Below are 26,093 nucleotides of genomic sequence, written 5' to 3'. Positions count from 1 at the left end.
GTACCATCCAACGGCCGAAAGGCAACGAAGTTGCCCCACGCAAACGGTCCCCGTCGCGCAGAGCGCGGAGGGGACCGTTTGAAAGTGCTGCGGCCGAAGGCTGCTACTCAGAGGAACCGAAGTCAGCGACGACCGTGCGCCGCTTTGAGCGCGGTTTGCGTGATGCCTGACCGGGCGCGCGCGCACCCGTGGCGCGCAGATCCTTCTCGCTCCATCCGGCGGCGAGAGCCGCTTTCCAGGCGCGGTCATGGGCGGCTGTCGCGTCGTTCAGGCGCGCCTCCGCGGCATCTGCCTCGTTCACCGCAGCGACCAGCTCGCGCACGGCGTCAACCTTCGCGTTGACGTCTGCTTCGATCAGCTCGCGTGCGCGTTGTGCGGCTTCATCTGGGTTCAAGTTCACGTCGCTCATGCGACCGACTCTATCGAGCAGATCAAGAGTCGACCTACGGGCAGTTTCCCCTCTAGCGGGATCATCGACGCTCCACTACGTTCTGCGCGGGGCGGAGCCGCTGGCAGAGCAAGCTATAGAGTTAGGTAACCTAACTTTGGACTCCCGGCGGCGCGGTCGGCATACTGGTCGTATGGTCCCCGCTATCTGGCGGGTTCGCTGCGCTGGGCCGAGAGGACGTGATCATGCCGGAGCAGAACGAGCGGAAGCTGTTCGGCCGGCAGCGTCGTGCGAACTCGGCGACGCCGCGTGACGCGGGTCGCTACGTGGTCAAGACCAACGCCGACGAGGACGCGAAGCTGCGCGCTCGCGCCGTAGTTGCGGGGGTCACCGTGCCGCGGTTTCTGGTCGAGGCGGGCATGAATGCGAACGTTCAGACCAGCACCGATCAGAAGCAGCTCATCGCGGAGTTGTTCGCGTTGTCGCGGACGATGGGAACCGTCGCGAACAACGTCAATCAGCTCGCACGGTACGCCAACACCGAGGGTCGGTTTCCTGCCGAGGCGGAGAGTGTCGTGGCGGAGTACCGGGCGCTGAGCGCCCGGATCGACGACACCATCCGGAAGCTCGCGGGCGCATGATCCCGAACATCACTCGCGGATCCCGCATCGTCGGTCTGATGACCTACCTTGCGGGGGAGGGGCGTGCCAACGAGCACACGGAGCAGCACCTTGTCGCGGGCGATCACGCGATCATGGCGCGTCACGGGTACGCGGTTCTCGACGCCGCTGCGGCGCGCGAGATCGGTGTCGCTCTCGACACACCACGCGTCGCTTACGGCGTCGAAGTGACCCGTCAGGTGCGCGTCGCTGACCCGGAGACGGGCGAGCTTCACAGCGAGCGTGTGGCCGCAGATGTGTGGCACTGCTCACTGTCGCTACGCGCCGAAGAAGGTCAGCTCAGCGACGAGCAGTGGGGCACGATCGCGCAGCAGTTCGTGGACCGCATGGGCTTCACGGAGTCATCCGGGAAGGCCCCGTGCCGGTGGGTTGCGGTTCGTCACGGCCTCTCCAAGAACGGCAACGACCACGTTCACATCGCCGTCTCACTTGTACGTGAGGACGGCACGAAAGCGACGACGCACAACGACTACAAGCGCGCTCAGGAGTTGTGTCGGACGCTCGAGGTCGAGCACGGTCTGATGCCCGTTGACTCCCGCGAGCGGGGCATGGGAGAGCGTGGCGTGAAGCCCGCCGAAACCGCGCGAGCGGCACGCAGCGGCGCGGCAGAAGTCGACGCGCACCGGCTCGAGCGGACCGTCAGGGCCGCAGCGACGGCATCCGTCGACGAAGGCGAGTTCGTGCGTCGGATGCGCCGTGCCGGTGTCCTCATCCGGCCGCGGTTTGCGGCCGGCCGCGACGACGTCGTTGCCGGCTACTCCGTCGCTTTGCGACCTGTCGGAGACGAGCGGCCGGTCTGGTTCGGTGGCGGGCGGCTTGCCCGCGACCTCACTCTCCCGCGTCTGCGGGAGGGCTGGCCGGATAGCCCACAGACGGCGCAGGGCGCGGTCGATGAGTGGCGTGCCACGAGCAAGAACCCGTGGCAGTACCGTCCGGTCGCTCCTGGCCGTGAAGAGCACGCTCCCGACCCGAAGCTGTGGGAACAGTACGGTCGGGAGTTGCGCGAGCTCAGGGCGCAGCTGCGAGAGGTGCCGGCGACGGATCGTGCCACGTGGGCGCACGTCGCGCGAGAGACCGCCGGCGCATTCGCCGCGTGGTCGCAGCGCGTCGAGGCAACGCCGGGGCCGCTCGCGGAGACGGCCCGAGAGTTGTCGCGCAGCGCTCACATCCGCGCCCACCAGTCCAAGCCGAAGCCCGTCCGTATGGGCTCAGCGTCGGGCGCCGCAATGGTACTGATGCAAGCCGCAGTCGGCGGCGAAGGCCCCGCCGCCGAAGCGATCTTGTTCCGTCAACTCGGCCGTCTGTCGGTCGCGCTGATCGACGCACACAAGGCGGCGGGCGATGCCCGACGCGCAGAGCAGATGAGTGAGTCCCTGCGACGCACCCTCGAAGCGATCGGTGAGCGGATGCCCGCCGACGCACGCGCAGCCGCGGCGCCCGCGGCCACGGCGACGCTCTCCCCAGAGGAAGAAGCGGTGCGTCGCGCTCAGCGCGGACTCGCCGCGCCAGGCACCCGTTCACCGCTGCCGAACACACTCACCCCCCGGCCTCGAAGCACGTCCGACACGTCGCGTCAGCGCGACGGCCACAACGGAAGAGAAGGAGACCAGGATCATGGTCGATGACACAGACGGCGTAGGCGAGACGTTCGACAACTCTCTGCGGATCGCGCTCACGGTCGCCTCGCAATTTGGGGAGCGGTTCGTTCGGCTGCGCGAGGAGTGGAACCGTCAGCGGGAGGCCGCAGCCACGCAGGAAGCGCGGGAGCTGCAGAGCAGGCTCGACGCCGAGCGGGCGGCCGTGCGCGGACAGCTCGCCGTCGTTGACCAGCCGTCCTGGTGGGACCGTGCGGACGTTCGCGACATTGCCGACGCGCGAGAAGCCGCCGTCGCGTGGCGCGACCACGATGTCGTCGCCGCACGCGCCAACGAGACCATCCGCCGTGAAGTGCAGGACCGGTACGGCATCGACGTCGACGCCGCCGGCGTCGACCCCGCAGCGGCGGCGGACGCTCTGCGGCGCGCTGAGGCCGACCGCGCGCAGGCGCGCGAGGAGCAGCGCCGATCCGGTGAAGAGCTCACCGCCAGCCAGATCCTCCTCTCATCCGCCGAGGCGCGTGACCGCAACGCGGACGCAGCCGCCGAACACGGTCACGGGACTGAGGACCCGACCGCCGCGTTCGAGTCGGCCAGTCACGACCGAGAGGCGGCAGCGGAACGGTCGCAGGTGGTGGCCTTCTACGACAGCGCCGAGCGCCGCGCCGAGTTTGCGCGTTCGCTAGAGGGAACCGCGTCGGCCGAGGAGGTACGGGGCCGCGTGCTCGCGGACGCTGGAAACGCCAGGAGCCCTCGGGAGGCGGTCGCAGCGAAATCAGCATCGACCCCGAAGGCTCGGAAGATCCGAGCGGCGAGCCAGGAACGCAGCCGCGGTTTGGCGCGGTGATATCGAGTCGATAGCTGCTTGAGCTGCAGCCGCGGCGTCACAAGGTGAGACGGCGTAAGGCTATTAGGTGACGATCACCGAGAGCAGGGCGAGCTCTCGCGCCTTCTTAAGCGGGATCAGAACCTGATCCACGTGGGGTGACGGGGGACTACACCGTCACGACGAGTGCACGGCACCGTCCTCAGTCCGCTGCCAGCCGCTGTCCCTGGATGGGTTTGAGATAGTCCTTCCGCAGCTTTCTGGCTGATTCGAAGAAGAAGAGGTCGGACCTTGACAGCGCGTTGTCGTTGTCCTTGGCCTCCAGGAGGCCGAGCGTGCAGACAAGATCTGCTGCCTGAAAGAGGCGGTAGTCGGCCGGCTGCATTCGCCGAAACTCGACCTGGAGAAAGTAGGCGTTCATGACGGCATTGAGTATCCGGGTGAGTTCCGCCTGGCCGTTGTCGTAATAGACGATGACCTGGTCGAAGCCGCGGAAGTAGCTCGTTCGAGCCTGAAGGAAGCCGCCGAGCTCTCGTGCGATCGCGCCTTCGAGCTTCAGTCGATCAGCGTGCTCGCGCCGTCGCAGGCTGATGGCGTGATGTTGAATGCGGGTTCGTCGTAGGAACGCATGCATGAAAGTGAAGGCACGCTTGCGAGTTGTGTAGGGCATGTCCCTGTACTCGGCTTCGCCGCGGATCGCAGCTCCACTATGGACTGTGTGATTTTCGAGCCCGATCTCGCGGAGGCGTTCACCTAGGTGTCGTAGGTCGCCTTCGATGTCTTTCTGTTGCTCATGAAGAACCAGACCGATGACGTAGTAACCATCGGAGCTTTCACCGAAGTCGCCCGACTCATCAACGAAGATGCTCAGCGTTGGCATCGAGCCCTCCGGAAAACAAAATGGCGGGGGACTTCCCCCGCCATGATGTGGGCCCGGGTCTTTCGACCAGCCCAATGGAAAAATCATAGCATGGGCGCCAGCTGCAGCGACCGACGCAGCTGATCGCACTGACTGGATGGCCACACCACTCACATGAATCGTGTGATGGTGGCCCCACGCCCGAATGGGGCCACCGTCATGGCATCAATCGACGAGAACAGTGTCAGCGAGCCTCGCTGCAACTTCCTCCAGGGAGGCGTAGCTGGCCGTATCGAGGCCAGAACGGGCAGCAAGCAGCGGGCTGACCCGGCGCAATTCGTCGAATGTGGTGCCGTGCACGATGGGAATCACTCGATCAGTGGCGAGCAGAGCCGACAACTCCTGAGCTGCGATGCCTTCGCTTCGCAGGCTGTCGAACAGGGAAGGCGTGACCAAAACGATTCCCGCACGAGAGTTCGCAAGACCCTGGTCGATCTTCCTGATGAGTGACGTCCCCAGGGGGATGTCCATCTCGCTAAACCAGACCTTCACGTCGAGGCTTGCGAGGAGATCATTGAGCTCGAGTGCCGCACCGGCTCGGTCTGCCCAAGCGTGGCACAGAAACAGGTCGCGAGTGGTCGTTTCCTCGTGCGCGACACGCACGACTTGCTCGCGGACCGGGTTGAGTGTCTGATACTCGGCCGTCGAGTAGGTGACGACAGATCGCCGCCGCTGGCTCGAGGTTGACTGACCGCCCCCGCTGCCGGACGACCGACTCGCGTAGCTCGGATAACGTCGGGCAACAGGCGGGGTGTCTGATGGCGGAGTGTATGACGGCGTGTATCGCGGCCGGGAGTAGTAGTCGTACGACCCCCGTCCTCCGTGAACCGGACAATCCGCTCCGCCGCCCCGAATGTGACCGCGAACTGGTGCGGTACACGCGCCGTATCCGCGCGCCATCAGCGCTTCCCCTTGAGCTTGATGTTCATTTCTTCGTCCAATCGTTGTGTAGTCCGGGGTCTGAAGGCGCCGGATCCGCCGTTACGATTGGGCTGCTAGACACAATCGTTTGTTCGGCCCGAGGCAGTTGACGCTGCCTCGGGCCGCTTTTGTCCGCGGGGACAAGATGTTGCTCACCTGAACATAACGGCCCTTCGCCTTGTCGTCAAGAGCAATGGATGCTCTAATCGACACATGACTAGTGACCGAACTCCGGAAGAAGCGTTCGGACGGGCAGTCGCCGGTTGGCGATCTATTCGACGGATGAGCCAGAAGCAACTGGCAGATCGATTGACAGAGCGCGGGATGCGCGTAGATGCCCCAGCGATATCACGTATTGAGTCGGGTGGCCGTTCGGTAAGGCTCACGGAGGCGCTGCTCATTGCAGACGCACTGGACACTGAACTCGAGGCGCTAGCGACCTACGCTCGTACGCCAGCGCAACGATTGAGCCGGATGCGGCGCCTGGCTGACATTGCTATGAACGAGCTCGAGGAACCAACAGCCGATTTTCTCAACCGACTCCTCGATGTCAGAGCGATGCTCCAGCGTCACCCGGAGCTCCTTTCGTCGTTACCCGACGAAAGGGGGACCGTCCAGCCCGACGAGCCTGACGATTACCTAGATTGGGTGCGGAAACGGATCGACGGCCCCCTCAGAGTGCAGGGCCAGATGAACCAGGACGCGCTAGGGGTCCTCGTGGACAGCGGCCAAGCCGTCGTGGTGCCGGATCTGCGGTCGAAGAATGAACTAGTGGAGCTGATCGCTCAGTTTGCTGCAGTCCATATCCTTATTGACCAAGCGGCGTACGAGGACCGGTTCAACCTCGGCCAGGAGGATCCATACTGACATAACGGTGGTTATCGGTGGTCTACGAGAGGCGATCTTTTTAAGGCGCGCTGAGGTCCTGCGAGGCGACCATGTTGCCAATGGGAACGGTCTGACAGGTGTGAGCTCGAAGTATCCGGGTAGGTGGGTAGGAAGAAGCGCGAGGCTTTCTCCAGTACAAAGACCCTCCTCGTTCACTCGCTTGCCAGAAAGAGGCGACCGCTGCCCTCGATGTGTATGTCCGTGGAATCTGTCACGACGGCTGCCTGACCTCTTTCAAGGTGCATATGTCGGTTGCTGACCGTCAGGGAGAAGGCCCCGCTCGTCACCAGACCAATCGATGGCGACGTTGTCGGGAGCGTCACCGATCCGATGATGTCGTAGAGCTGGAAGCCTTCGTGTTCCCCTGTCGGTGAAACGGGCGGGCGATAGGTTCTGACGTGTTCGGTCAGATGTCGAGGAATAAGGATCGGCGGTGCGCCATCCGAGAAGTCGAGGATCTTCTGCAGTTCTGTCTGGTCAACGTGTTTGGTAGTCAGTCCGCCGCGGAGGACATTGTCGCTGGGGCCCATGAGCTCGACACCCACTCCTCGCAGGTAGGCGTGGATGTTCCCAGCCGGTAGCCATAGTGCTTGGCCTGCGGCGAGGGTGACGTGATTGAGCATGAGTGCGATTGCCACTCCGGGGTCTCCCGGGTATTTCTCGGAGAGGCTCCGCCCGAGTAGCCACGGTCGCCCGATCGCTGCGCTCATTGTCGAGATCTCTTCAACGATTGATCTGGGGCCAGCGCCGTACGCCAGGAGCCACTCAAACGCGTCGCGCAGCCCCCCGGGATTGCCGAGGAGCTCGTCCCATTCACGGAAGGGTGCGGCATCTCGCGCCGATATGGCCAGCTCGTGGATTGCCGCCCGGGTGTCAGCGATCGGCCGGAAGCCGCACAACGCCTCGAAGCCGTCTTCGAGGGCGACGATGAGTTCTGGCTTCGCGAAGGGGTCCTTGTAGTTGCGCTCGCGAGCCGCCAACGGGATTCCGAGTGCGTTCTCGCGGTCGAACCCTTCGAGCGCCTGCGTCGGGGTGGGGTGAGCCTGAAGCGAGAGTGGAGAAGCTGCGGCCAACAACTTGAGGAGGAAGGGCATCGGGCCGTGGCCGTCGCTCTCCCACGCAGCCAGGTCGGTGTGACCAGCATCAGTTGAAATGATCCTGCTAGGGGATGACGGGTGGGAGCCGAGCCAGAGTTCGGCTTCGATGGCCTCGGTTGGCGCGTGACCTAGGGCTCTCGATATCCCCCCGCTGCTCCCCCATGCGTAGTCGCGGATGTCTCCAGCGATTTGCAGCAGTTGTGCCGTCATGTCCTTCTTTCGGGGTCAGAGGTTGGTTCCACATATGGCGCTGGTGATGCATCACCAGCGGATGGCGTGGTGGCTGTTGCCGTAACGCCGCCGCGGCATGCGGCTTGCCGGCGCCAGTGCTGGGCGGAGAGAGAACCCTGTCTCCTGCGTCAGGGGTATGCGAAACCAGACTTTCCGTCATCTGTTGCGTACGAGTACGACGTGTTCTCGGGCGGGGAGGTTCACTCCGTCTACGGTCACGTGGATGATCAGGCTGTGTTCGCCGGTCATTTCCTTCTTTGAGCGCCACAGAGCCTGATAGTGCTGGCCTGCCTTGCGGAAGAGTGTGTTCCCTTCGACATCGGATGCTTTGAGGACGGCGGTGACTTCTCCGGCTCGACCTGGCGCCTCGATCCCGAAACGTACCGGCAGTGTGGCGCCAGCCTTCACGGTGTCTTTCGTGGGGGGGTCGGCCAGGAAACGCAGAGATCGGTATCTCACTGTCTGTTTCGTGGTGTTGCCGGCGCGATCGGTCGCTGTGACGAGATATTCGTGGTTCCCGTAGCTTGTGTCGAGTGGCAGGGTGCCCGTCGTGGGAACCGGGATCTCTGTACCGTCCGCGATTACGGTGATCGCGGTGTCGCCTCCATCGTCAGCCGCCACGACCTGCATCGTGCTGTCTCGGTCGGTCCACACAGCCTCGGGTGCCGTGACGGTCAGCTCCGGCGCTTTCACGTCATATGCGAAACGAGCGTGGAATGTTTCGCCGTGAGCATCTGCCACGTCGACGCGAATCTTCAGCGGGTTCAATGACACCACTTCCACCCTCGGGTCCTGCTCCAGCGTCGCGAGAGCGGTACGGGCAATCTCGACGTCGACGAAGGCACCCTCGGGGGCCCCGCTCTCGATCTGTACCCGACGGATCTGGGGCGACCAGATCTTCGGATCGGTGTCGAGCGCTTCGATACGGACGTACTGGGTATCGGCGGGCAGATCTCCGATCGGTTCGACATCTGCAGTGTTCGTGAGGCCTCCCCCATCCGTTGGCGTGTGTGGCTTGGTCAGTTGGACCTTGACTGGCGACCACGTTTTGTTGTCCGGCGAGGTGGAGAACCGGACCCGGTCAAGAATCGGGGAAGTGTTGCTGCCGGAGAGCTGGTGGTTCCATCGCAGAGTGACGAGGAAATCCTGGGCCTGGTCCACCCGATAGGTGAGGTACTCCTGGGTAGCGGTCGTTCGCTTGAAACCGCCCCCAGGCTCGAGTCCCCAGTTAGTCGAGCGTTCGAAGATCTGTGAGAACCCGTTGGCGGAGTCATCTACAGGGCCGGCCTTATCGGCTCCTTGGGTCGGGTCGCTGATCGCGAGCCGCATTTCTCCGTTAGATTCCTGTGTCATAACGGCCGCTCGCCCGGTCACCGTCATGAAGGGGTCTTCGTTCACGTTGATCGTGGTTGACGCTTTCGTCCAGGTGGTGGCGCCGACAATGCCTTGGTCGGCGGCCCTCACAGCGTGCGCCTCAGGAGCCTGCGCGAGCACTTCGATGTCAGGATTCTCTGCGTATGCCGCAGTCTGCCCCGCGTCTGCTCCTGGCAGTAGGACGTACGAGTACGTGCCGTCGGTCGGTTTCGCGCCGTGTTCCAGGATGAGACTGGCGAAGCGGTTGGAGGCGGCGAGAGTGCTGTTTCCGATCTCGGACCAGTTGGCAGAGCGAGTTTCGCGGACAGCGCGCAGGTCTGTCGTGCTGGGGAAGACATACCCGAGGTCGGAACCATCTACCCCACCGCCAAGATTGGCCCAACTCACGTCTGCCAGTCTCTGGTCGCCGTCAGCTGCGCCGAGATTCTCGCCGTCCACTGTCAGATTCCCAGGGAAGTCCCGAGTCAGTCGCCGGTTTTCAACAACGGTTTCCACTTCGCGATCCTTTGTGCCGGAGATGTCGCTCCCCACAGCGACGATCTCGTCGTCGAGGACGAACCAGGATTTGCGTGCGGAGAGACCACTCTCAGGCTGAATCAGCTCCATGCCGGACGCACCGTACTTCCCTTCAAGAGAAGTGCCGCCCGCCCAGACGGAGTCTCCGCTGCTTTGGGGAACACTGGGCGCCAGCTGAATTCGAATAAATCTCGTGTTTGTCGGCAGCGCACCGGTAGGCCGCAGAACCGAGGTCGTCCACCCGCCTGCCTGCGCCACGACAGTCGGCGTCACCTTGACCGGACTGTACGTGCTGTCGTTGGTGGAGGCGAGAACTGTGACCCGATCGAGCCCGCTTTGGGACGTGTGGTGCACCTCGATGGCGAAAGATGTCGCAGCAGCTGCCGATGTCCAGGTCAGCTGCTCCTGTGAATTCTCGGTGCGGCGGACCCTTGAGGTGTCTCCGTTTGCAGCTTCTGGATTCTTATCCACAGTCCACCGGGGAGAACGGTAATGCACCCGGGAGAAGTCGCTCAGGTCATCGATGACTGGCTTCGATCCCATGATCTCCAGCCGTCCAACCTGGGGTGCCAGCACATCATCTTCTTCGTGCTGGACGACAGTCGTTCCCGGGATTCTCGTGGCATCGATGGTGGGCCAATAGTCCTCTCCGTACTGGTCGATGTCGCTGGTGAACAAGGTCGTGCGCCCGTCGGCTGTGTGCCAGCCTCGAACGTTCTCGTTGTTGATCGACTCGTAGTTCTGTGTGCGGCTGGAATGCATCGCCACACCGAAAGACCAGCCGTCTCGACGAGCGACGCTGCGATCCATTGCAGGGAACTGCTTGTAGAAGTCCCCGGGCTCCAGTTCGGGCACCGTCGGATCGTTGAGAAGGCGACGGGCTTCGACGATGTTGGGGATGGACCCGTTCTTCCAAAAGCTGGACTGGGGGTCAGAACGAAGGAGATGTTTGACCAGGCTGTCGAGGTGAGCTGATTCTGCCGGTGATCCGATGGAACGCAGGTCCAGCGCCAGGTTGACTAGTCCGCTCGCGCGGTCTTGGCTTCGCGGACGCGCGATGTTGCGTCCTGCGAGTGAGTCGTGGATTCGGTTGCCGAACAGGAACGGTTCAAAGGAGTCACGCGCCCAGCTCACGAGGTTTGCTTTGTCGGGATCGGTGATCTCCCAAGGCGAGCCCTCGTAGAGCATGACGGCAAGGGTGGGTTCGATGACGTTAGACCAGCCGTAGCCGGTTGTGTAGGGGAACCCCTCGTGGAACAGCACTGATCCATCGCGGTGGAATCCGTTTGCGCCGTCGGCTGCATAGTCGAACAGGGGCGAAAGAGCAGTGGTTGCTTCTGCAACGACGTCACCGTCTTCACCCAGAATGCCGCGCTTTCCCAGGACAGTGACGGCCCAGGCCAAATTTGCACCCTCGGAGCCGAGGGTCCAGTTCACGCTGTGCCCGAGCTGATCTGGGCGGGGCAGGAAATGATCGATCGCGGCGACGTAGTCGTCGAGCAGACCGCTGGGAAGATCGTCATGCATCAAAGCGAGGACGTCCACAAGTGCAAGCGGAGCGCCCAGCTCCCATGCGAACCAGTTGTTGTCAGGGCTCTGAGGGGCGAAGGGGACTTCCGCGTTGTACCAGTTAGCTTCCAACCAGACGAGCCCGCCGATGATGTCGTCTCGCAGACCCACGTCCCCCTCGAGCGCACTGCCGTCGGTTCGATACGCGACAGCCATTTCCCGCAGCCCGATGAAGCTATTCGTGATGTTCTGATTAGGCATACGGGTGGTCAGATCTGTGAAGACAGATGTGCGCACGGCGGATCGATCTACTCGTGAGCGACGAGTCTCCGCGAGCTGCGTCACCGACGCGACCTTCGCGGCCACATCTGGGTCAGCCAGGTCGAGGTTCCCGTCACCGACGATGGACGCCACCCACTTTTCCCGAACAGCCGAGAATTCGTCTTGTTCAGACGCGACTGCTGGCGGTCCTGCCAGCAGACTGACACTGATGACAACGGACAGGGAGAGGATCGCACCTCGCCAGGTGCTCTTGGATGTGAAGCTGCGCACAGCGTCTCCTTCGACGGGGGTCGCGGATGACGTTATGCAGGGTGGGGGCATCCCGGAAGGTTTTTCCGTTCATGAATGATTGGTCATGAACGGAGAGGCCTTTGTCATTCAGGGAGCGCGAGTCTCTTCAGCCAAGCGAGTGCTGCTCTTGACTGATGCGCTTGTCCGCCCTCGTGGCCGTTGAAGGGATAGACCTCGATACGCGCGGGACCGCCGTACGCGTTGTACGCCGCGAAGACCGTTGAGGGCGGGCAGACGGTGTCTTGAAGTGCGACGGAAAACAGTGCTGGCGTCGTAGACATCGCACCCAGGTGGACCCCGTCAACGTAGGAGAGTGTCTCAAAGACTCGGTCCACGTGGTCACGATGGACGGACAGGTATCGCGCGATCTCCTGGTACGGCTCGCTGTCGCTGGTCTCTACTCCCCGCCGAATGTGGCAGAGGAATGGGACGTCAATGACTGCACCAATCAATCCGCCAACTAGCCCCGTTACGGCCAGGGCTAAACCTCCTCCTTGGCTAGCCCCCAGGACGGCAACTCGGTTGGGATCCGCGCCGGGAAGCAGGCGAGCGGCCTCCACCGCTCGGACAGCGTCTGTGATCAGGCGGCGGTAGTAGAAGGTGTCGAAGGTGAGTACTCCTCGGGTCATGAACCCCGGGTATGCCGGATCGCCGGCTGGCGCCGGATCGGGCGTGTCTCCGCCACTGCCCCACGCTGATCCTTGTCCACGTGAGTCCACAACGAGGTGCGCGAAGCCTGCGCTCGCCCACAGCAGCCGCTCGTGAGGCAACCCACGTCCGCCGCCATACCCGAGGTATTCGACAATCACCGGTAGACCCCCTTTAGCCTCGGCAGGTCTTACCCACCATGCGCGGACAGGTTGGCCGTCAAACCCCGCGAACGTCACATCCGTCACCTCGACCCGAGGCAAATCCGTGTGGACGTCCCGCAGGTCAACGAGCACGGGGTGGCGCCGAGCATCGTCGATGGTGTGTTGCCACCGACTCACAAGATCGGAGGGCGGCGCGAGCGGCGGTCGGTAATGCTGCAGCTGGTCCAGAGGCATATCAACGAGAGGCACGCCCTGAAGTGTTCCACTGCGCCGAACGTGACGAGTAGTCGCGTCGTTCATGAACGTTCATCACCGATGAACGTTCATCGTTCGATGGCCGCCCCCACTAAGGCGTCTGGGAACAAATACCAGATAGTCGAAAGTTTTATGGCTCTCGTTGTGTCGCAAGACTGGGGCAACAGCGCGGATCGGGATGTTGACGAGAGGGCATCGCTCGGCGAATGCTTCATGAAACATTCATGACGACGTGAACGAAGGGAGCGGCACTCGTGAACAGAACATCCGTGACCGTGCGAGACATCGCCCGACGCGCGAACGTGTCGAACGGCACCGTCTCCCGCGTCCTGAACAACCATGTCAATGTCGCAGCCGATCTCCGTTCCCGAGTCATCGAAGCTGTCAACGAATTGGGCTACTCACCTGCCCGCGCCCGGCAACGGGCCACCGACCTCCCGCAGCTGAGAACCATCGGCTTCTTGCTCACGCTGCCGCACCTCGAAGCCGCACAAGACCTCATGGCACCGTTCTGGGCACACCTTCTCCAAGGTGCCGAGGCGGAGGCTGCGCGGCTCGGTGCACAAGTGACCTACTGCTCACTCCCCGGCCGTCACACCGTTGCCGCCGACGTTCTCGAACGAGTCAGCGATCTCGGTCTTGACGCCACTCTCCTCGTCGGAGCCCCCTCCCCCGCTGTCGTTGCGGCCGCAGAAGAACTCGGCATGCCGGTCGTCGTCGTGGACACACTGTTGGATCCTGACGAACTGGGCGGCATCCCCCACGACGCCGTACTGCCCGACTACTTCCACGGGACATACCTCGTTACGCAGGAACTCCTAAAAGCCGGGCACCAGAAGCTCGCTTTCGTGGGCGGTCCACTTGCAGAGGGCGTCGTCATCAACACTGTCCCCGCAGTGGAGATGCGCGCCCGCGGATTCCGAGAAGCGCTCGTCCATGCGGGAATCCCCCACAACCGAGACCACTTCGCAGAGTCAGATCTCACCCAACAAGGTGGGTACGAAGCCGCGCTCGCTCTTCTCGCCCACGACCCAGACATCTCCGGCCTGGTGTGCGCCAACGACGCACTAGCATCCGGCGCTATCCGCGCTCTTCGAGACGTTGGGCGCAGAGTCCCCGAAGACGTGTCAGTGGTAGGCGGAAGCGATGAACTCGGTGAGCACATTTTTCCGCCGCTCACGTCCTACCGATTTGACCAGCCCGCGCTGGGCGCGCTCGCGGTTCAGCGGCTCGCTCGCCGCGCGAAGAACCCGACCGCTCCCGCGGTGACCACACTCCTGCCCGTCGAGATCGTGCGCAGGCAGTCAGTCCACCCCGCTCTTTAACCCTCGTCACCACCAACGGAACCGCACCCGAACGTCGGTTCCACTCACCCTCACGGAGAACAACGATGTCTACCAAGCACTACACCCCTGCCCGGAAGACGGCATTTGGCGTCCTCGCCACAGGATCGGCCATGCTCATGCTCACCGCCTGCAGCGGCGGTGTCACCGGCGGCGCGAACGCCGCACCGGCCGATACCGGAGGTGAATGCGAGGGCACGATTAACGTCCTCATGCACGCTCACGAGCCGATGGAAGCCGGCTTCCAGGCGGTTGCGGCCGCGTTCGAAGAAGAACACCCAGGGGCAAAGGTCGAGCTCACGTTCATCCCGAACGAGAACTTCGCAAACGTGCGGAACGCGCGAATCACCGCGGGTGACGTTGACATCACCGAAGGAAACTCCTCAGGTGCAACACGCGAACTCCCGGACTACGTGTCCGGAGCTGACGAAAGCGATTGGGTTCGAGGACTCAAAGCAGGTCAGTGGACCGAGCTCTCCGGCGACTGGCTGAACACGTGGTCGCCCGGCGTCCGAGAAGCGCTCCAGTGGGAGGGCAAGGACTACTCCGTCCCGACCGGAATCAGCTACGTCACAGGCGTGTACTACAACAAGGACCTGTTCGACGCGAACGGCATCGAGCTGCCCACCACCTTCGACGAGTTCGTCGCCGCCGCGGAGAAACTCAAGAACGCCGGCATCACTCCCCTCATCATGGGCGGCGCGGAAAAGTGGCCCGTAGGGCTCCTGATGGAAGGCGTCGCCTCCACAAGCCTGGACGACATGGAAGCCTTCGATGAAGGGCTCTGGACAGGAAGCGAGAAGTTCACCGACCCGGAGGCCGTGCGCGTCCTCGAGAAGATCCAGACGCTCTACTCCTTCGCCGAGCCCACCTTCCCGGGGATCAGTGCCGCTACCGTCACCGGCCGGTTCACCGCAGGAGAGGCCGCTATGCTCCCCGACGGGTCCTGGGGCGCAGCTGGCATCCAGGAGCAGAACCCCGACTTCGAATGGGGGTACTTCCCCCTCCCCGGTAGCGACAACGCCGAAGACAACCAGGTACTGCGCGGCAAGCTCGAAACAAACATGGCGATCCCCGCAAACGCGAAAGACCCCGGTTGCGCCAAGGACTTCCTCGAGTTCTACAGCCAGCCCGAGCAGTACCAGACCTTCATCACGGACGCAGGCTTCCTGCCGGCCATGCCGGACATTAAGAGCACCGACTTCCTCGAGAGCATCGCGCCGTACTTCGGTGACGAAGGATACGCACCCTCCTGGGGCGGCGTCTTCCACCCGAACCCCGCGGCCGGCCAGAACGTGCGTGTCGGCTTCGCCTACGACCAGATCGCTCCCATGGGCACCGAGTCCAACATGGAAAAGCTCGCCGAGGAATCCCAGAAGTCCTGGGAAGCCGCTTTGCCCAAGAACTGAGCGACCCGCTCAACACGACGCATCTCATGGCTACTGCAATAAGTCCCTTCGGCACCCAGCGCGCCTCGCGCTGGATGCCGTGGGCAGGCTTCACCCCCGCCATCCTGCTCTTCGCCCTCTTCGGACTCGTGCCGGCACTCGGAGTCGTCGTCCTGTCATTCACGGACATCTCCGGGATCCCGGGCGTCCCCTGGCAATGGGTGGGATTGGAGAACTACCAGTTCTTCTTCACCGGGCCGCAAGCTGAAGAAAACTGGGCGATCCTCGGTCGCACAGCGATCTTCAGCGCCTCCATCGTCATCATCCAAAACGCTGCTGCACTCGGGCTGGCGGTGCTGTTCACGCAGAAGCTGCGCGGGGTCACCGTCATGCGCTCCATCGTGTTCATGCCCACGGTGCTCGGAGTGACAGTCATCGGACTGATCTGGCTCCTGATCTTCAACCCCACAGGAGGGCCTGCTGCATCAGCATGGGAGCTCTTCGGCCAACAATCCGCCTTCCTCGGAGACCCTCACCTCGCGTTCCCGCTTGTGATCCTCATACAGATCTGGTCAGGGCTGGGGTACGGGATGATCATCTTCATCGCCGCCCTCCAAGCGGTTCCCTCAGATCTCTACGAAGCCGCGAAGGTTGACGGCGCCAACGCATGGCAGCGGTTCCGTAACGTCACGGTCCCGATGATCGCGCCGGGTGTCACAGCGAACGTGCTGATCTCCATCATCGGCACCTTGCAAACGTTCCAGTTGATCTTCGTCCTGACCGGAGACAACCCGTACACCTCCGTGCTGGCGCTGAAGATCTTCACCATCGGGTTCACGGCCAATGCGACGGGTTCGGCCATCCAACAGCAGGGGCTCGCCTCAGCGATCTCGATCATCCAGTTCATCATGGTCGGCATCATCGCGCTCACCGCGCTCTGGTACCTCCGCCGACGGGAAACGCAACTATGACAACCCTCGATTCGCCCGCCCAGACCACCCCTCCCGTCGTACCCAAATCCCGGTCCCGCCGATCGCGACGTGCTGAACAGAGCTTCAGCGGCCGCCGGAGCGCAAGCGGTCAACGGGCTCTCCTGTACGCGATCGCGATCGCGGCCGTCGGAGCGTACGTGTTCCCATTGCTGTTCCTCCTGAACACAGCGCTGAAGACGTCCGAAGAATTCGTAGCGGACCCGATCGGGCCAACCCAGTCGTTCGCGATCGGCAACTTCGTCGAAGCGTGGGAGGCCGGCAACTTCGGGGCATACTTCTTCAATTCGCTGCTCTACACCCTCGTCGCAGGAGTTATCAGCACCGTGGCCGCGCTGCTGCTCGCCTTCCCCGTTGCGAGAGGGTACATCGCAGGGTCAAAAGCGTTTTGGCCGGCGTTCTTCGTAGTGTCGCTCTTCCTGCCGAACGCTCTGACCGCTCAGTTCCAGCTCATGCTGGAGCTCGGGCTGTACGGGTCTCAGCTCGGGTACATCCTGTTGCAAGGAGCGAGCCTGGGCGTCGGTCCCCTGCTCATCATGGGATACCTCCGGTCGATCCCACGTGACCTCGACGAAGCTGCGGCCATCGATGGTTGCGGGTACTTCCGCTACCTTCTGACATTCATCGTTCCGCTCGCGCGCCCTGTCATCATCACTGTCTTCGTTTTGCAGTGCATCGGCACGTGGAACGACATCATCCTCGCGACCATCTATCTCGCTGACCCCGCCAAGTACCCGGTCACCGTTGGGTTGTTCGCCTTCAAAGGGCAATACAGCAACGACTGGGCGCTGCTGGCTGCAGCCGTGCTCCTGGTGGCGATCCCGCTCATCTTGCTCTACGCCTTCGTGCAGAAATACATCATCGCCGGCGTCACCGACGGGGCGCTGAAGACCTGATCCCTGGGCGATCAGCATCACGGTGCCGCGATCCCCCGAACCACCCCCTACTTGGAGTCCCTGTGCCTCACCTCACCCCTGTGTCCACTTCCTGGACGCTCACCATGCTCGACGGTGCCCACGACGCGCCGAAGCGTCTCCAGCGTCGCGCCATCCCGGCGACGGTACCGGGATGCGTCCACACCGACCTGATGGCTGCCGAGGAACTGAGCGATCCCTACCTCGACGACAACGAGGAGAGGCAGCACTGGATTGGGCGGTCCACGTGGGAATACACAACAACGCTGACAGCCCCCACCGCGGACGCCGAACGCATTGACCTGGTGGCTGAGGGACTGGACACCATCGCCACCGTATTCGTCAACGGCGCCCCGGTCGGCGTGTCCCGGAACATGCACCGCAGCTCACGATTCGACGTTCGCGATGCTTGGCGTTCCCAGGATGTCAACGCCGTCGCCGTGCGATTCGACTCGGTGTGGGATGAGGCAGACCGGATCGCCGAACTCGTCGGTGGTCACCGCGGAGGGCCCTACGGGATGCCCTACAACATGGTCCGCAAGATGGCATGCAACTTCGGGTGGGACTGGGGCCCGACACTCGTCACGGCGGGTATCTGGAAGCCCCTGTATATCCACGCCTGGAGTACAGCGCGCCTCCAGCGCGTTCGGCCACTCGTCACAATCGACGCTGAAGACGGGATCGTGCAGGTCCGAGCTGATGTCGAGCGGGCGGGCGTGAATGCGCCGACCGAGCTGCTCCTCCGCGTCCGCATTGGCGGCCAGGAGACGATCGTCAACGTCGGCCTCGAACACGAGAGCATCGACGCAACGGTGCGCGTCCCGGACGTGCAACGATGGTACCCGCGTGGGTACGGCGAGCAGACGCTCTACGACTGCGAGGTCGTGCTTGAAAAACTCGACGGCAGTGTTCTCGACTCCTGGGAACGACGCCTCGGCTTCCGCGAAGTGGACGTCGACACGTCCACTGACAGCGACGGTCGAACGCAGTTCACCTTCGTCGTCAACGGGGAACGAGTTTTCGCGCGCGGCGTCAACTGGATCCCTGACGACTGCTTCCCCACTCGGGTGACCCCCGAGCGATACCGCGATCGACTGCAACAAGCGGTCGACGCGAACGTCGATCTCATCCGCGTTTGGGGTGGCGGCTTGTACGAAAGCGACACCTTCTACAACATCTGCGACGAGCTCGGCATCCTCGTGTGGCAAGACTTCCTCTTCGCGTGTGCGGCGTACCCCGAGGAGGAACCATTCCGCTCCGAGGTGGAAGCGGAGGCACGCGAGGTGGTGGCTCGGCTCATGCCGCACCCCAGCCTGGTGCTGTGGAACGGCAACAACGAGAACAACTGGGGGCTCTTCTTGTGGGAGCTGGACATTCCCATCGGGGACCTCAGCTGGGGTGAGAAGCTCTACTCTGAGCTACTGCCCGCCGTCGTTGCAGAGGTGGACCCGACGCGGGCCTACTGGGTGAGTAGCCCATGGTCCGGCAGCAGTGACCTGCCTCCGAACGATCCCAACCACGGCAACGTGCACATCTGGGACGTGTGGAACGGCCGCGACTACACCGCGTACCGCGAGTACACGCCTCCGTTCGTTTCCGAGTTCGGCTGGCAGGCGCCGCCGAACTGGTCAACCCTGCGCCGCGCGGTCAGCGACTACCCGCTGACCCCGGAGAGCCCGGGTGTTGCCCACCACCAGAAGGCCAAGGGGGGCAACGGCAACCTCATGCGGGGGTTGGCGTTCCATTTCCCCGAACCAGCATCCACTGAGGACTGGCATCACCTCACCCAGATCAACCAAGCACGAGCCCTCACTGTCGGTATCGAACATTGGAGAGCCAACTGGCCTCGCACCGCCGGGACGATCGTGTGGCAGCTCAACGACTGCTGGCCAGTGGCCTCGTGGGCAGTTATTGATGGGGATGGGAAGAAGAAGCCGGCCTGGCATGCGCTTCGCCGTGCCTATGAGGACCGGCTCGTGACTATTCAGGACACCCCTGAGGGTCTCGAAATCGTCGTGATCAATCAGGACTCAACCGCCTGGGATGTCACGCTCACCCAGCGGGCGAGTTCCTTCGACGGCCAGTCGGGTGAGACATTCTCCGACGTCATCACCGTCCCTCGGCGTTCGGTCGTGCGCCTTCCTGCAAAGGTCGAACTCGACGATCCCCGTTCGCAGGTGCTCATCGCCGAGGCAGGGGAGCACCGCGCGCTGTGGTTCGCGGAGGAAGACACAGAACTGCAGTACCAGCCCAACCCGATCTCCGCCTCCTTTGCGCCGGTGGCAGATGGATATGAGGTGGTCATCACCGCCCGCAGCCTCGCCCGAGATGTGGTCTTCCACGCCGACCGGATCGATCCCCACGCCGAAGTCGACGACGCCGGCTTCACCATGTTGGCCGGTGAAACGAAAAAACTGCACGTCCGGTCTCCGGCGATGTGGCCCCAGAATGCGTTGACCGCGGCCGGGGTCTTGGCGACTGTGAACGACGCAGTGATCGTGGCTCGAGGCGCATCAGCCGACCTCGAGCCGGTCATCAGTTAGCGGATGACCGATCTCGGAAGCGCAGAAGACGAGGGTCTGCTCGGGGTGGCACACCCTGTGCTCCGACCGGGTCTTTGTTCGGTCACCTACAGGAACCTCAACACCGCGGCCGTAGGTGAGCTGGCCAGACAAGCTCACCTACACGCGGTTGAGTGGGGCACTGACATTCACGTCCCGCTGGGGGACGTGGCCGCACAAGAACGCATCAAAGCGATCGCGGCGGCCGATGGGCCCGCGGTGGCGGCTCTCGGGACCTACTTTCGTGCCGACCCGTCATCGCCTCCCGAGGAGATCCCTGCGATCGTCGCCGCGGCGCACCGCACTGGTGCGCCGCGGGTCCGGGTATGGGCGGGTGACCGTTCTCCTGCAGACGCGACCGACCGCTACCGAAGCCACGTAGCCGACAAGGTTCGGGAGCTTGCTGACCTCGCGTCGATCACCAATCCCGAACTCACCGTGGGGCTGGAGCTGCATGACGGCACTCTGACCGATACGGAACAGGCTGCCCTGCGATTCCTGGATGAGGTCGATCGTCCCAATGTGGGTTCGTACTGGCAACCGCGTATCGGCGTCGACGCAACCGAGGCCGTAGCCGGCCTACGACTTATTGACGACCAAGTCGTCGCCGTGCACGCGTTCTCGTGGTGGCCCAGCTATGAGAGACATACGCTCAGCGCGCGGCCGACACTCTGGCGTCAAGCCTTCGAGCACCTCAGCAGCCAGGGACGCCCGCTCGATGTGCTAATCGAGTTCGTGCCGGACGACAACCCAACCATCCTTGCGCGAGAAGCGACAGCTTTGCGCACCCTTCTGCGAGACTCATCATGAACCATCCCCGGGCAGCCCTCCTCATGCGACCCGACCTTCCATCGGATCTTTTCAACGCGACGTCGTGGGAGCGGCTGAACCGTGTCGCACACATCGTGGACCCAACACCGATATCGACGTGGGCGAAGGCGCGCGACGGCGGATGGCAAACGGACGTTGAGATACTTCTCACCGGTTGGGGTGCCCCACGCATTGATGAAGAGGCGCTAGAGAACATGCCCAAGTTGCGGGCTATCGTTCACGCTGCCGGCAGCGTGAAGGACCTTATTTCGCCCGCAGCTTGGAAGCGAGGCGTGGTCGTATCCACAGCAGCCGAAGCGAACAGCATTCCGGTGGCTGAGTTCACTCTTGGATGCATCCTCCTCGCCTTGAAGCGATCGTGGATCGCCGCGGCACGCCTCAGCGGAATCATCCAAGGAAACGTCCCGACCGCCTCTTCAGGCCCAGAGAAGGTCGGTGCGTACAACCGCACCATTGGGATCATCGGTGCATCCCGCATCGGAAGACGCCTCGTAGATCTTCTGCAACCGTACGATGTCGCCGTTCTCGTCTTCGACCCCTACCTGACCGGTGACGACGCACAACGGCTGGGAGCGGAAGCAACAGATCTTGAAAACTTACTCATGCGCTCCGATATCGTCACGCTGCACGCCCCCTCCCTGCCAGAGACGAAACACATCATCAACTCGCACCGGCTCGCATCTATGCGAGATGGCGCGACGCTCATCAACACCTCACGAGGTGCGCTCGTCGACCACGCGGCCCTGACGCAGGAGGTTCTTGCCGGGAGGTTGTACGCCGTCTTGGACGTGACCGACCCTGAGCCGCTTCCATCGGAGCATCCGCTACTGAACGCCCCCGGTGCATTCGTCACGCCTCACATAGGGGGCGCGCTTGGAACGGAAGTGCGCCGACTCGGAGACTGGGCCGTCGACGAGGTCGAGCGCTACACCAACGGGGTCCCTTTCGCTGGACCGGTCACCCTGGATGACCTCTCACGGATCGCATGACGGACTGTGAAACGAGTTCCACCATTCTCGCTACCTATCGCCCTGCGCTGCGATCTACATCTATGAGAGACCATCTACGAACAGGAACGGTGTCCTGGCCATCGACGCGGGTCAGAGTGGGATCAAAGTCAGAGTCGACGCTCGTGACGGCCGCGGGGAACTCACCTCTCCTGGCATCCTGACCGCACAACCTCTTCTTCCTCAGCTCGCACAGGTGGTAACCAGTTCGATCTCTCGTACGGGTGCCGTTGTTCACACCGTCACCGCAGGAGTGTCCGGGCTCACCAGCCGGAACGCTGACGCGGACACGCTCCTTCGTCTGGTCGAAGGGGACGGCATATCCTCGGTGTCGCTCGCGCACGACTCCGTGACCTCCTTTCTTGGCGCGCTCGGCGACCAACGTGGCGCTGTGATCGCCGCCGGGACTGGCGCCGTGACGCTCGCCGTAGGTGATCGGGACACCGCCAGAGTCGACGGCTGGGGATGGACCATGGGTGACGCTGGAAGTGGCTTTTGGATCGGGCGTGAAGCCCTAACCGCCGTCATGCGCGCACACGATCATCGGGGCCCGGGGCCCCGTGACCACCCTCACCGACGCCGTCCAAGATCGCTGGCCTGACCTCGCCGAGGCATACATTCATCTGCAAGCCGACCAAGATCGTGTACGCATGGTCGCCTCATTTGCCCACGATGTCGCGATCGCAGCGGAGGCCGGCGATGTTGTCGCGCAGAGCATTACGGAGCACGCCGCAGAGCAACTCGCGCATAGCGTCCGCACCGCAGCCAAACGAGTCACTGACAATGACACCACCTTTTCCGTGTGCGCTATCGGTGGTGTGTTCGCATCGGTTCGGCTCCGAGACTCATTTGAACGCTCGCTTGCAAAAGACTCGATGTTCCAGCTGCAAGCACCTCTTGGGGCCGGAATCGATGGTTCAGGTGCGCTAGGGCGTGTTGATTTAGTGCCGGGGTCGCTGGAGTCCAGTTAGTGCGCGTTGCCGAGTCCGCCGGTGAGGCGGCCGTGGAATCGGGCGGTGGCGTCGTTCATGCCGGTGAAGGTCACTGTCTTGCCGAGGTGTTCGTATTTGGTGTGGATGGCGTCGAGCGCGGCGACGGTGGAGGCATCCCAGACGTGCGACCGGGTCAGGTCGACGACAACGCGGTCGGGGTCGTGGGTGTATTCGAACTGCGTGGTGAGGTCGTTGCTGGAGGCGAAGAACAGTTCTCCGTCGACGGTGTAACGGGCGGTGGGCTGCCCGTCCAGGTCGGTGATCTCGCGGGTGACGCTGGTGAAGTGCGCGACGCGGCGGGCGAAGAGGATCATCGCGGCGATGACGCCGACGCCGACGCCGATGGCGAGGTTGTGGGTCCACACGGTGATGCCGACGGTGACGACCATGACGAGGGTTTCGCTGAGCGGCATGCGCTTGAGGGTGGTGGGGCGGATGCTGTGCCAGTCGAACGTGGCGACGGAGACGACGATCATCACGGCGACGAGGGCGGCCATGGGGATGACGGCGACGATGTCGCCGAGCACAAGCACCAAGACGAGGAGGAAGACGCCGGCGAGGAAGGTGGAGATGCGGGTGCGGGCTCCGGATGCCTTCACGTTGATCATCGTCTGCCCGATCATCGCGCAGCCGCCCATGCCACCGAACGCGCCGGAGAGGATGTTCGCCGCCCCCTGAGCCCACGCTTCGCGGGTCTTTCGGGAGTGGGTGTCGGTGATGTCATCGACCAGTTTCGCGGTCATGAGGGATTCGAGGACCCCGACGATGGCCATCGCGGCGGCGAACGGGAAGATGATGCCGAGGGTGTCCAGGGTGAGCGGAACGTTCGGGATGAACAGTTCGGGCAGGCTCTGCGGGAGTTGGCCCTGATCGCCGACGGTGGGGACGTTGATACCGAACACGACAGCGGCGGCAGTGAGCAGGACGATCGCGACCAGCGGTGCCGGGACGACACGGGTCAGCAGCGGCATCAGGTACATGATGAGCAAGCCCGCGACCACGAGCGGGTAGACCATCCAGGGCACCCCGAGCAGCTGCGGGATCTGTGAGACGAAGATGAGGATGGCGAGGGCGTTGACGAACCCGACCATGACGCTACGCGGGATGAACCGCATCAGCTTCGCCACCCCGAGGAGTGCGAGCACGATCTGGATGAGCCCACCGAGGATCACGGTGGCGATGAAGTAGTCCATCCCGTACTCGCGGGCAACAGGGGCGATGACCAGCGCGATGGCGCCGGTTGCGGCGGTGATCATCGCGGGCCGGCCGCCGAGGAATGCGATGGCGACCGCCATCACGAACGACGAGAACAGCCCCACCCGGGGGTCGACCCCGGCGATGATCGAGAACGCGATCGCTTCGGGGATCAGCGCGATCGCGACGACGAGTCCGGCGAGGACTTCGCGGGTGAGAATGCGGGGGCTGCGCAGCGCTTGCAGAACGGTCGGTTCGATCCGGTAGCGGGCGGCGGGATCTTGCGTGGGCACGACGGCGGTCACGGTGCTCCTTCGTGGTCGGCGGGGATGTAAGCCCGCAGGAAGGCGCTCCGTTGCGCCGGGAAGTCTCAGAGATTCGGGAGAGGATGGGTGCTGCACGACAGGGTGCGAGCGAACAACGAGACTCTAACGTAACGTGAGGGTTGAAGGAAATCGGGGATCATGACTGACGCGGCGATGCACATCGGTGAACTGGCCGAGCGCACCGGGCTGTCACTGCGGACCCTCCGCCATTACGACGAGATCGGGCTCGTCACCCCGTCCGGACGCACCGATGGCGGGTTCCGCCTCTACACCGCCGACGACGAGGCACGGGTGATGCTGATCCGCCGGATGAAACCCCTCGGCTACAGCCTCGACCAGATGCGTGAGCTGCTCGACCTCATCAATCTGGTCAACGCCAACCCGCGCGATCCAGAACTTGATGCTCGGTTTGAGAGTGTCCGGCAGGAGGCGCTCGAGCGACGCGACCGTCTCAGAATCCAACTCGCCGCCGCCGAGGAGTTCGTCGCTCAACTCCACGCCCGCTCCACGAAGGTGTAAGCGGCTCACCCAAGTCCACTCAGCGCGCGCCGGTCTTGACCCAGATCAGAGTTCCGGCGAGACAGATCGCGGCGCGGTAGTTGCGGGCGAGTTTGTCGGAGCGCATCGCGATCCCGCGCCACTGCTTGAGCCGGTTGAAGCACCGCTCAACCACGTTGCGACCCTTGTAGCGAGCTTGCTGCTGGTCGCCGAAGTCGATCGGCCGACCCGGCCGCTTCCGGCGGTGCGCGATCTGGTCGTCACGCTCCGGGATGGTCGCAGCGATCCCGCGGCTACGAAGCCAGGCGCGGTTCGCCTTCGAAGGGTAGCCCTTGTCGGCAAGTACCCGGTCCGGGCGGGTTCGGGGCCTACCCTTACCGGCGCGGGGCACGCGAATGTCTTCGAGGACCGCGGTCATCATCGTGGTGTCGTTGACGTTGCCGCCGGTGATCAACATGCCCAACGGCCGGCCACGGCCATCGCAGACCATGTGCAGCTTGGTTGTCAGCCCGCCGCGAGAGCGTCCGATCCCGTGATCCGGCGGCTCGACCCACGGATTCCTGTCATTCGGTAGAGCCCCCTGTGTCCCGCTTCAGGGTCGCGCCGTGCTGATGCACACGCGCGATCGTGGAGTCGATCGAGACCACCCAGTCAATCTTCCCGGCGGCATCTGCCTGCCTCTGGACCTCCGCGAGCAGCTTCTCCCAGGTGCCGTCCGCGGCCCATCGGCTGAACCGCTTGTAAATGGAGTTCCACTTCCCATACTGCTCCGGCACGTCCCGCCAGGGAGCGCCGGTGCGGTACTTCCACGCCATTCCCTCGACAGCGAGCCGATGATTCGTCCACGGCCTCGACCGGCCCGTAACCGTCGGCATCAACGGCTCCATCACGGCCCACGCCTCGTCAGAGATCTCGTGTCGCATCACCGTTCAAGGCTCACCGAGACAAGGGCAGATGACTTGATCAACACGCCCTAGCCCACCTCTCCCCGACCCACCCGCTTGCGGGACACGTGCAACGGGCTATCCGACCCACCTTGGCCGTCCGAACGCTGCAGCATGCGGAGCACAACCTCCCACGCACATCCCGTCTCTATCCGGAGCAGACATCCATCACGTTCTAACGGATTCCTTAGCGGTCCTCATTTCAAACGGTTCGGCACATCATCAGGACCACCACGACTGGTCGTGGAGGATTTTCGTAGTTCCCGTATGAAAAGTCAGCGGAGCTTCGCCGTTCACTACGTCAGTCTCACATCGGGGAACCACTTCTCGGGAGGCTCCGTGTAGGGCAAAGGTTCGCCGGGTTCGCACGCGTCCTTCGATTTCGCGAAGGGGCCGTCAGGGCTGAGCAGCAGGTTCATGTGGTGGTCGGCGTGGTCGCGCCACCAGACGCTCGCGCCGGTAGCCGGGTCGAGTCGCAGGTGCTCCCAGGACCGCCACAGGCCTTCGAGGCGGGCGACGGCT

The 26,093-nt window shown here is 63.4% G+C and carries 23 protein-coding genes and 1 pseudogene; 15 read left to right on the top strand and 9 right to left on the bottom strand.

Annotated elements, in window-relative coordinates; genetic code table 11:
- Positions 1-103 precede the first annotated feature (103 nt).
- Positions 104-409, bottom strand: coding sequence for a hypothetical protein (locus Q9S71_RS14785; RefSeq protein WP_311863381.1), 306 nt, complete (start codon positions 407-409; stop codon positions 104-106).
- Positions 410-633: 224 nt separating this feature from the next.
- Here Q9S71_RS14785 and Q9S71_RS14780 point away from each other — a divergent pair, with 224 nt between their 5' ends.
- The 3 genes from Q9S71_RS14780 to Q9S71_RS14770 are packed head-to-tail and all read left to right on the top strand — an operon-like array spanning position 634 to position 3,510.
- Positions 634-1,029, top strand: a complete 396-nt coding sequence (locus Q9S71_RS14780; RefSeq protein WP_311863378.1) for a plasmid mobilization protein — start codon at positions 634-636, stop codon at positions 1,027-1,029.
- Positions 1,026-2,693 carry a relaxase/mobilization nuclease domain-containing protein gene (locus tag Q9S71_RS14775; protein WP_311863376.1) on the top strand — a complete coding sequence of 556 codons (1,668 nt, stop codon included), beginning with the start codon at positions 1,026-1,028 and terminating at the stop codon, positions 2,691-2,693. The genes Q9S71_RS14780 and Q9S71_RS14775 overlap by 4 nt, the downstream gene beginning before the upstream one ends.
- Complete coding sequence (locus Q9S71_RS14770; RefSeq protein ID WP_311863375.1) at positions 2,683-3,510, top strand: hypothetical protein; 828 nt, start codon at positions 2,683-2,685, stop codon at positions 3,508-3,510. The genes Q9S71_RS14775 and Q9S71_RS14770 overlap by 11 nt, the downstream gene beginning before the upstream one ends.
- 181 nt (positions 3,511-3,691) lie before the next feature.
- On the opposite strand, the gene Q9S71_RS14765 is transcribed toward Q9S71_RS14770, so the two are convergent.
- A complete protein-coding gene (locus Q9S71_RS14765) occupies positions 3,692-4,369 on the bottom strand; it encodes a DUF3800 domain-containing protein (protein ID WP_311863374.1) in 678 nt (225 codons plus the stop codon).
- Between the two features lie 204 nt (positions 4,370-4,573).
- The gene (locus Q9S71_RS14760; protein WP_311863372.1) at positions 4,574-5,011 is read right to left on the bottom strand and encodes a toll/interleukin-1 receptor domain-containing protein; all 438 of its coding nucleotides are present in this window, start codon (positions 5,009-5,011) and stop codon (positions 4,574-4,576) included.
- A gap of 531 nt (positions 5,012-5,542) precedes the next feature.
- Here Q9S71_RS14760 and Q9S71_RS15120 point away from each other — a divergent pair.
- Together Q9S71_RS15120 and Q9S71_RS14755 are read left to right on the top strand one after the other, a co-directional pair.
- Positions 5,543-5,749 (top strand): annotated as a pseudogene (locus Q9S71_RS15120) (helix-turn-helix transcriptional regulator); the annotation flags it as partial.
- Positions 5,750-5,827: 78 nt separating this feature from the next.
- Positions 5,828-6,196 (top strand): hypothetical protein, encoded by a 369-nt coding sequence (locus Q9S71_RS14755; RefSeq protein ID WP_311863370.1) that lies wholly within the window; start codon positions 5,828-5,830, stop codon positions 6,194-6,196.
- 173 nt (positions 6,197-6,369) lie between these two features.
- On the opposite strand, the gene manA is transcribed toward Q9S71_RS14755, so the two are convergent.
- The 3 genes from manA to Q9S71_RS14740 all read right to left on the bottom strand — a co-directional run bounded on the left by manA (position 6,370) and on the right by Q9S71_RS14740 (position 12,563).
- Positions 6,370-7,524, bottom strand: coding sequence for a mannose-6-phosphate isomerase, class I (manA, locus tag Q9S71_RS14750; protein ID WP_311863369.1), 1,155 nt, complete (start codon positions 7,522-7,524; stop codon positions 6,370-6,372).
- Between the two features lie 177 nt (positions 7,525-7,701).
- Positions 7,702-11,496, bottom strand: a complete 3,795-nt coding sequence (locus Q9S71_RS14745) for a polysaccharide lyase family 8 super-sandwich domain-containing protein (protein ID WP_311863366.1) — start codon at positions 11,494-11,496, stop codon at positions 7,702-7,704.
- Positions 11,497-11,600: 104 nt separating this feature from the next.
- On the bottom strand, positions 11,601-12,563 hold the full coding sequence (locus Q9S71_RS14740; RefSeq protein WP_311863499.1) for an acetylxylan esterase: 963 nt from the start codon (positions 12,561-12,563) through the stop codon (positions 11,601-11,603).
- Positions 12,564-12,853: 290 nt separating this feature from the next.
- Between Q9S71_RS14740 and Q9S71_RS14735 the strand changes: the two genes are divergently transcribed.
- The 9 genes from Q9S71_RS14735 (at position 12,854) to Q9S71_RS14695 (ending at position 22,588) form a co-directional block, all read left to right on the top strand.
- Positions 12,854-13,909 (top strand): LacI family DNA-binding transcriptional regulator, encoded by a 1,056-nt coding sequence (locus Q9S71_RS14735; RefSeq protein WP_311863364.1) that lies wholly within the window; start codon positions 12,854-12,856, stop codon positions 13,907-13,909.
- 131 nt (positions 13,910-14,040) lie between these two features.
- Positions 14,041-15,336, top strand: coding sequence for an ABC transporter substrate-binding protein (locus Q9S71_RS14730; protein WP_311863362.1), 1,296 nt, complete (start codon positions 14,041-14,043; stop codon positions 15,334-15,336).
- A gap of 26 nt (positions 15,337-15,362) precedes the next feature.
- Positions 15,363-16,286, top strand: a complete 924-nt coding sequence (locus Q9S71_RS14725) for a carbohydrate ABC transporter permease (protein WP_311863360.1) — start codon at positions 15,363-15,365, stop codon at positions 16,284-16,286.
- On the top strand, positions 16,283-17,200 hold the full coding sequence (locus tag Q9S71_RS14720; protein ID WP_311863358.1) for a carbohydrate ABC transporter permease: 918 nt from the start codon (positions 16,283-16,285) through the stop codon (positions 17,198-17,200). The genes Q9S71_RS14725 and Q9S71_RS14720 overlap by 4 nt, the downstream gene beginning before the upstream one ends.
- A gap of 104 nt (positions 17,201-17,304) precedes the next feature.
- A complete protein-coding gene (locus tag Q9S71_RS14715; RefSeq protein ID WP_311863356.1) occupies positions 17,305-19,761 on the top strand; it encodes a glycoside hydrolase family 2 protein in 2,457 nt (818 codons plus the stop codon).
- 3 nt (positions 19,762-19,764) lie between these two features.
- Positions 19,765-20,589 carry a sugar phosphate isomerase/epimerase family protein gene (locus Q9S71_RS14710; RefSeq protein ID WP_311863354.1) on the top strand — a complete coding sequence of 275 codons (825 nt, stop codon included), beginning with the start codon at positions 19,765-19,767 and terminating at the stop codon, positions 20,587-20,589.
- A complete protein-coding gene (locus Q9S71_RS14705; protein ID WP_311863352.1) occupies positions 20,586-21,599 on the top strand; it encodes a hydroxyacid dehydrogenase in 1,014 nt (337 codons plus the stop codon). Before Q9S71_RS14710 ends, Q9S71_RS14705 begins: the two co-directional genes overlap by 4 nt.
- 214 nt (positions 21,600-21,813) lie before the next feature.
- On the top strand, positions 21,814-22,218 hold the full coding sequence (locus Q9S71_RS14700; RefSeq protein ID WP_311863350.1) for a BadF/BadG/BcrA/BcrD ATPase family protein: 405 nt from the start codon (positions 21,814-21,816) through the stop codon (positions 22,216-22,218).
- On the top strand, positions 22,178-22,588 hold the full coding sequence (locus Q9S71_RS14695) for a hypothetical protein (protein WP_311863349.1): 411 nt from the start codon (positions 22,178-22,180) through the stop codon (positions 22,586-22,588). Before Q9S71_RS14700 ends, Q9S71_RS14695 begins: the two co-directional genes overlap by 41 nt.
- Here the strand turns inward: Q9S71_RS14695 and Q9S71_RS14690 are convergent.
- A complete protein-coding gene (locus tag Q9S71_RS14690; protein WP_311863347.1) occupies positions 22,585-24,108 on the bottom strand; it encodes a SulP family inorganic anion transporter in 1,524 nt (507 codons plus the stop codon). The genes Q9S71_RS14695 and Q9S71_RS14690 overlap by 4 nt on opposite strands.
- Before the next feature lie 159 nt (positions 24,109-24,267).
- Here Q9S71_RS14690 and Q9S71_RS14685 point away from each other — a divergent pair, with 159 nt between their 5' ends.
- Positions 24,268-24,648: a MerR family transcriptional regulator gene (locus Q9S71_RS14685; RefSeq protein WP_061682430.1), complete on the top strand. Its 381-nt coding sequence runs from the start codon at positions 24,268-24,270 to the stop codon at positions 24,646-24,648.
- A 19-nt stretch (positions 24,649-24,667) separates the two neighbouring features.
- Here Q9S71_RS14685 and Q9S71_RS14680 read toward each other — a convergent pair.
- Positions 24,668-25,550, bottom strand: a protein-coding gene (locus Q9S71_RS14680) for an IS5 family transposase (protein WP_246367098.1) whose coding sequence is annotated in 2 segments (ribosomal slippage) — positions 24,668-25,195 and positions 25,197-25,550 — 882 coding nt in all. Because the reading frame shifts where the segments join, the coding sequence is not laid out codon by codon here.
- A 317-nt stretch (positions 25,551-25,867) separates the two neighbouring features.
- The coding region (locus tag Q9S71_RS14675) for a DUF4913 domain-containing protein (protein WP_311863339.1) at positions 25,868-26,093 on the bottom strand (226 nt) is incomplete at its 5' end.

This window comes from Microbacterium gawkjiense (assembly GCF_031932225.1).
Lineage (GTDB): Bacteria > Actinomycetota > Actinomycetes > Actinomycetales > Microbacteriaceae > Microbacterium > Microbacterium gawkjiense.
This window is presented reverse-complemented; position numbering and strand designations above follow the sequence as displayed.

Coding starts and splice junctions, on each gene's coding strand:
- Q9S71_RS14785 (WP_311863381.1), bottom strand. CDS start 409: ATGAGCGACGTGAACTTGAACCCAGATGAAGCCGCACAACGCGCACGC.
- Q9S71_RS14725 (WP_311863360.1), top strand. CDS start 15,363: ATGGCTACTGCAATAAGTCCCTTCGGCACCCAGCGCGCCTCGCGCTGG.
- Q9S71_RS14720 (WP_311863358.1), top strand. CDS start 16,283: ATGACAACCCTCGATTCGCCCGCCCAGACCACCCCTCCCGTCGTACCC.
- Q9S71_RS14705 (WP_311863352.1), top strand. CDS start 20,586: ATGAACCATCCCCGGGCAGCCCTCCTCATGCGACCCGACCTTCCATCG.
- Q9S71_RS14780 (WP_311863378.1), top strand. CDS start 634: ATGCCGGAGCAGAACGAGCGGAAGCTGTTCGGCCGGCAGCGTCGTGCG.
- Q9S71_RS14685 (WP_061682430.1), top strand. CDS start 24,268: ATGACTGACGCGGCGATGCACATCGGTGAACTGGCCGAGCGCACCGGG.
- Q9S71_RS14715 (WP_311863356.1), top strand. CDS start 17,305: ATGCTCGACGGTGCCCACGACGCGCCGAAGCGTCTCCAGCGTCGCGCC.
- Q9S71_RS14740 (WP_311863499.1), bottom strand. CDS start 12,563: ATGCCTCTGGACCAGCTGCAGCATTACCGACCGCCGCTCGCGCCGCCC.
- Q9S71_RS14730 (WP_311863362.1), top strand. CDS start 14,041: ATGCTCATGCTCACCGCCTGCAGCGGCGGTGTCACCGGCGGCGCGAAC.
- Q9S71_RS14710 (WP_311863354.1), top strand. CDS start 19,765: ATGACCGATCTCGGAAGCGCAGAAGACGAGGGTCTGCTCGGGGTGGCA.
- Q9S71_RS14770 (WP_311863375.1), top strand. CDS start 2,683: ATGGTCGATGACACAGACGGCGTAGGCGAGACGTTCGACAACTCTCTG.
- manA (WP_311863369.1), bottom strand. CDS start 7,524: ATGACGGCACAACTGCTGCAAATCGCTGGAGACATCCGCGACTACGCA.
- Q9S71_RS14765 (WP_311863374.1), bottom strand. CDS start 4,369: ATGCCAACGCTGAGCATCTTCGTTGATGAGTCGGGCGACTTCGGTGAA.
- Q9S71_RS14775 (WP_311863376.1), top strand. CDS start 1,026: ATGATCCCGAACATCACTCGCGGATCCCGCATCGTCGGTCTGATGACC.
- Q9S71_RS14755 (WP_311863370.1), top strand. CDS start 5,828: ATGAACGAGCTCGAGGAACCAACAGCCGATTTTCTCAACCGACTCCTC.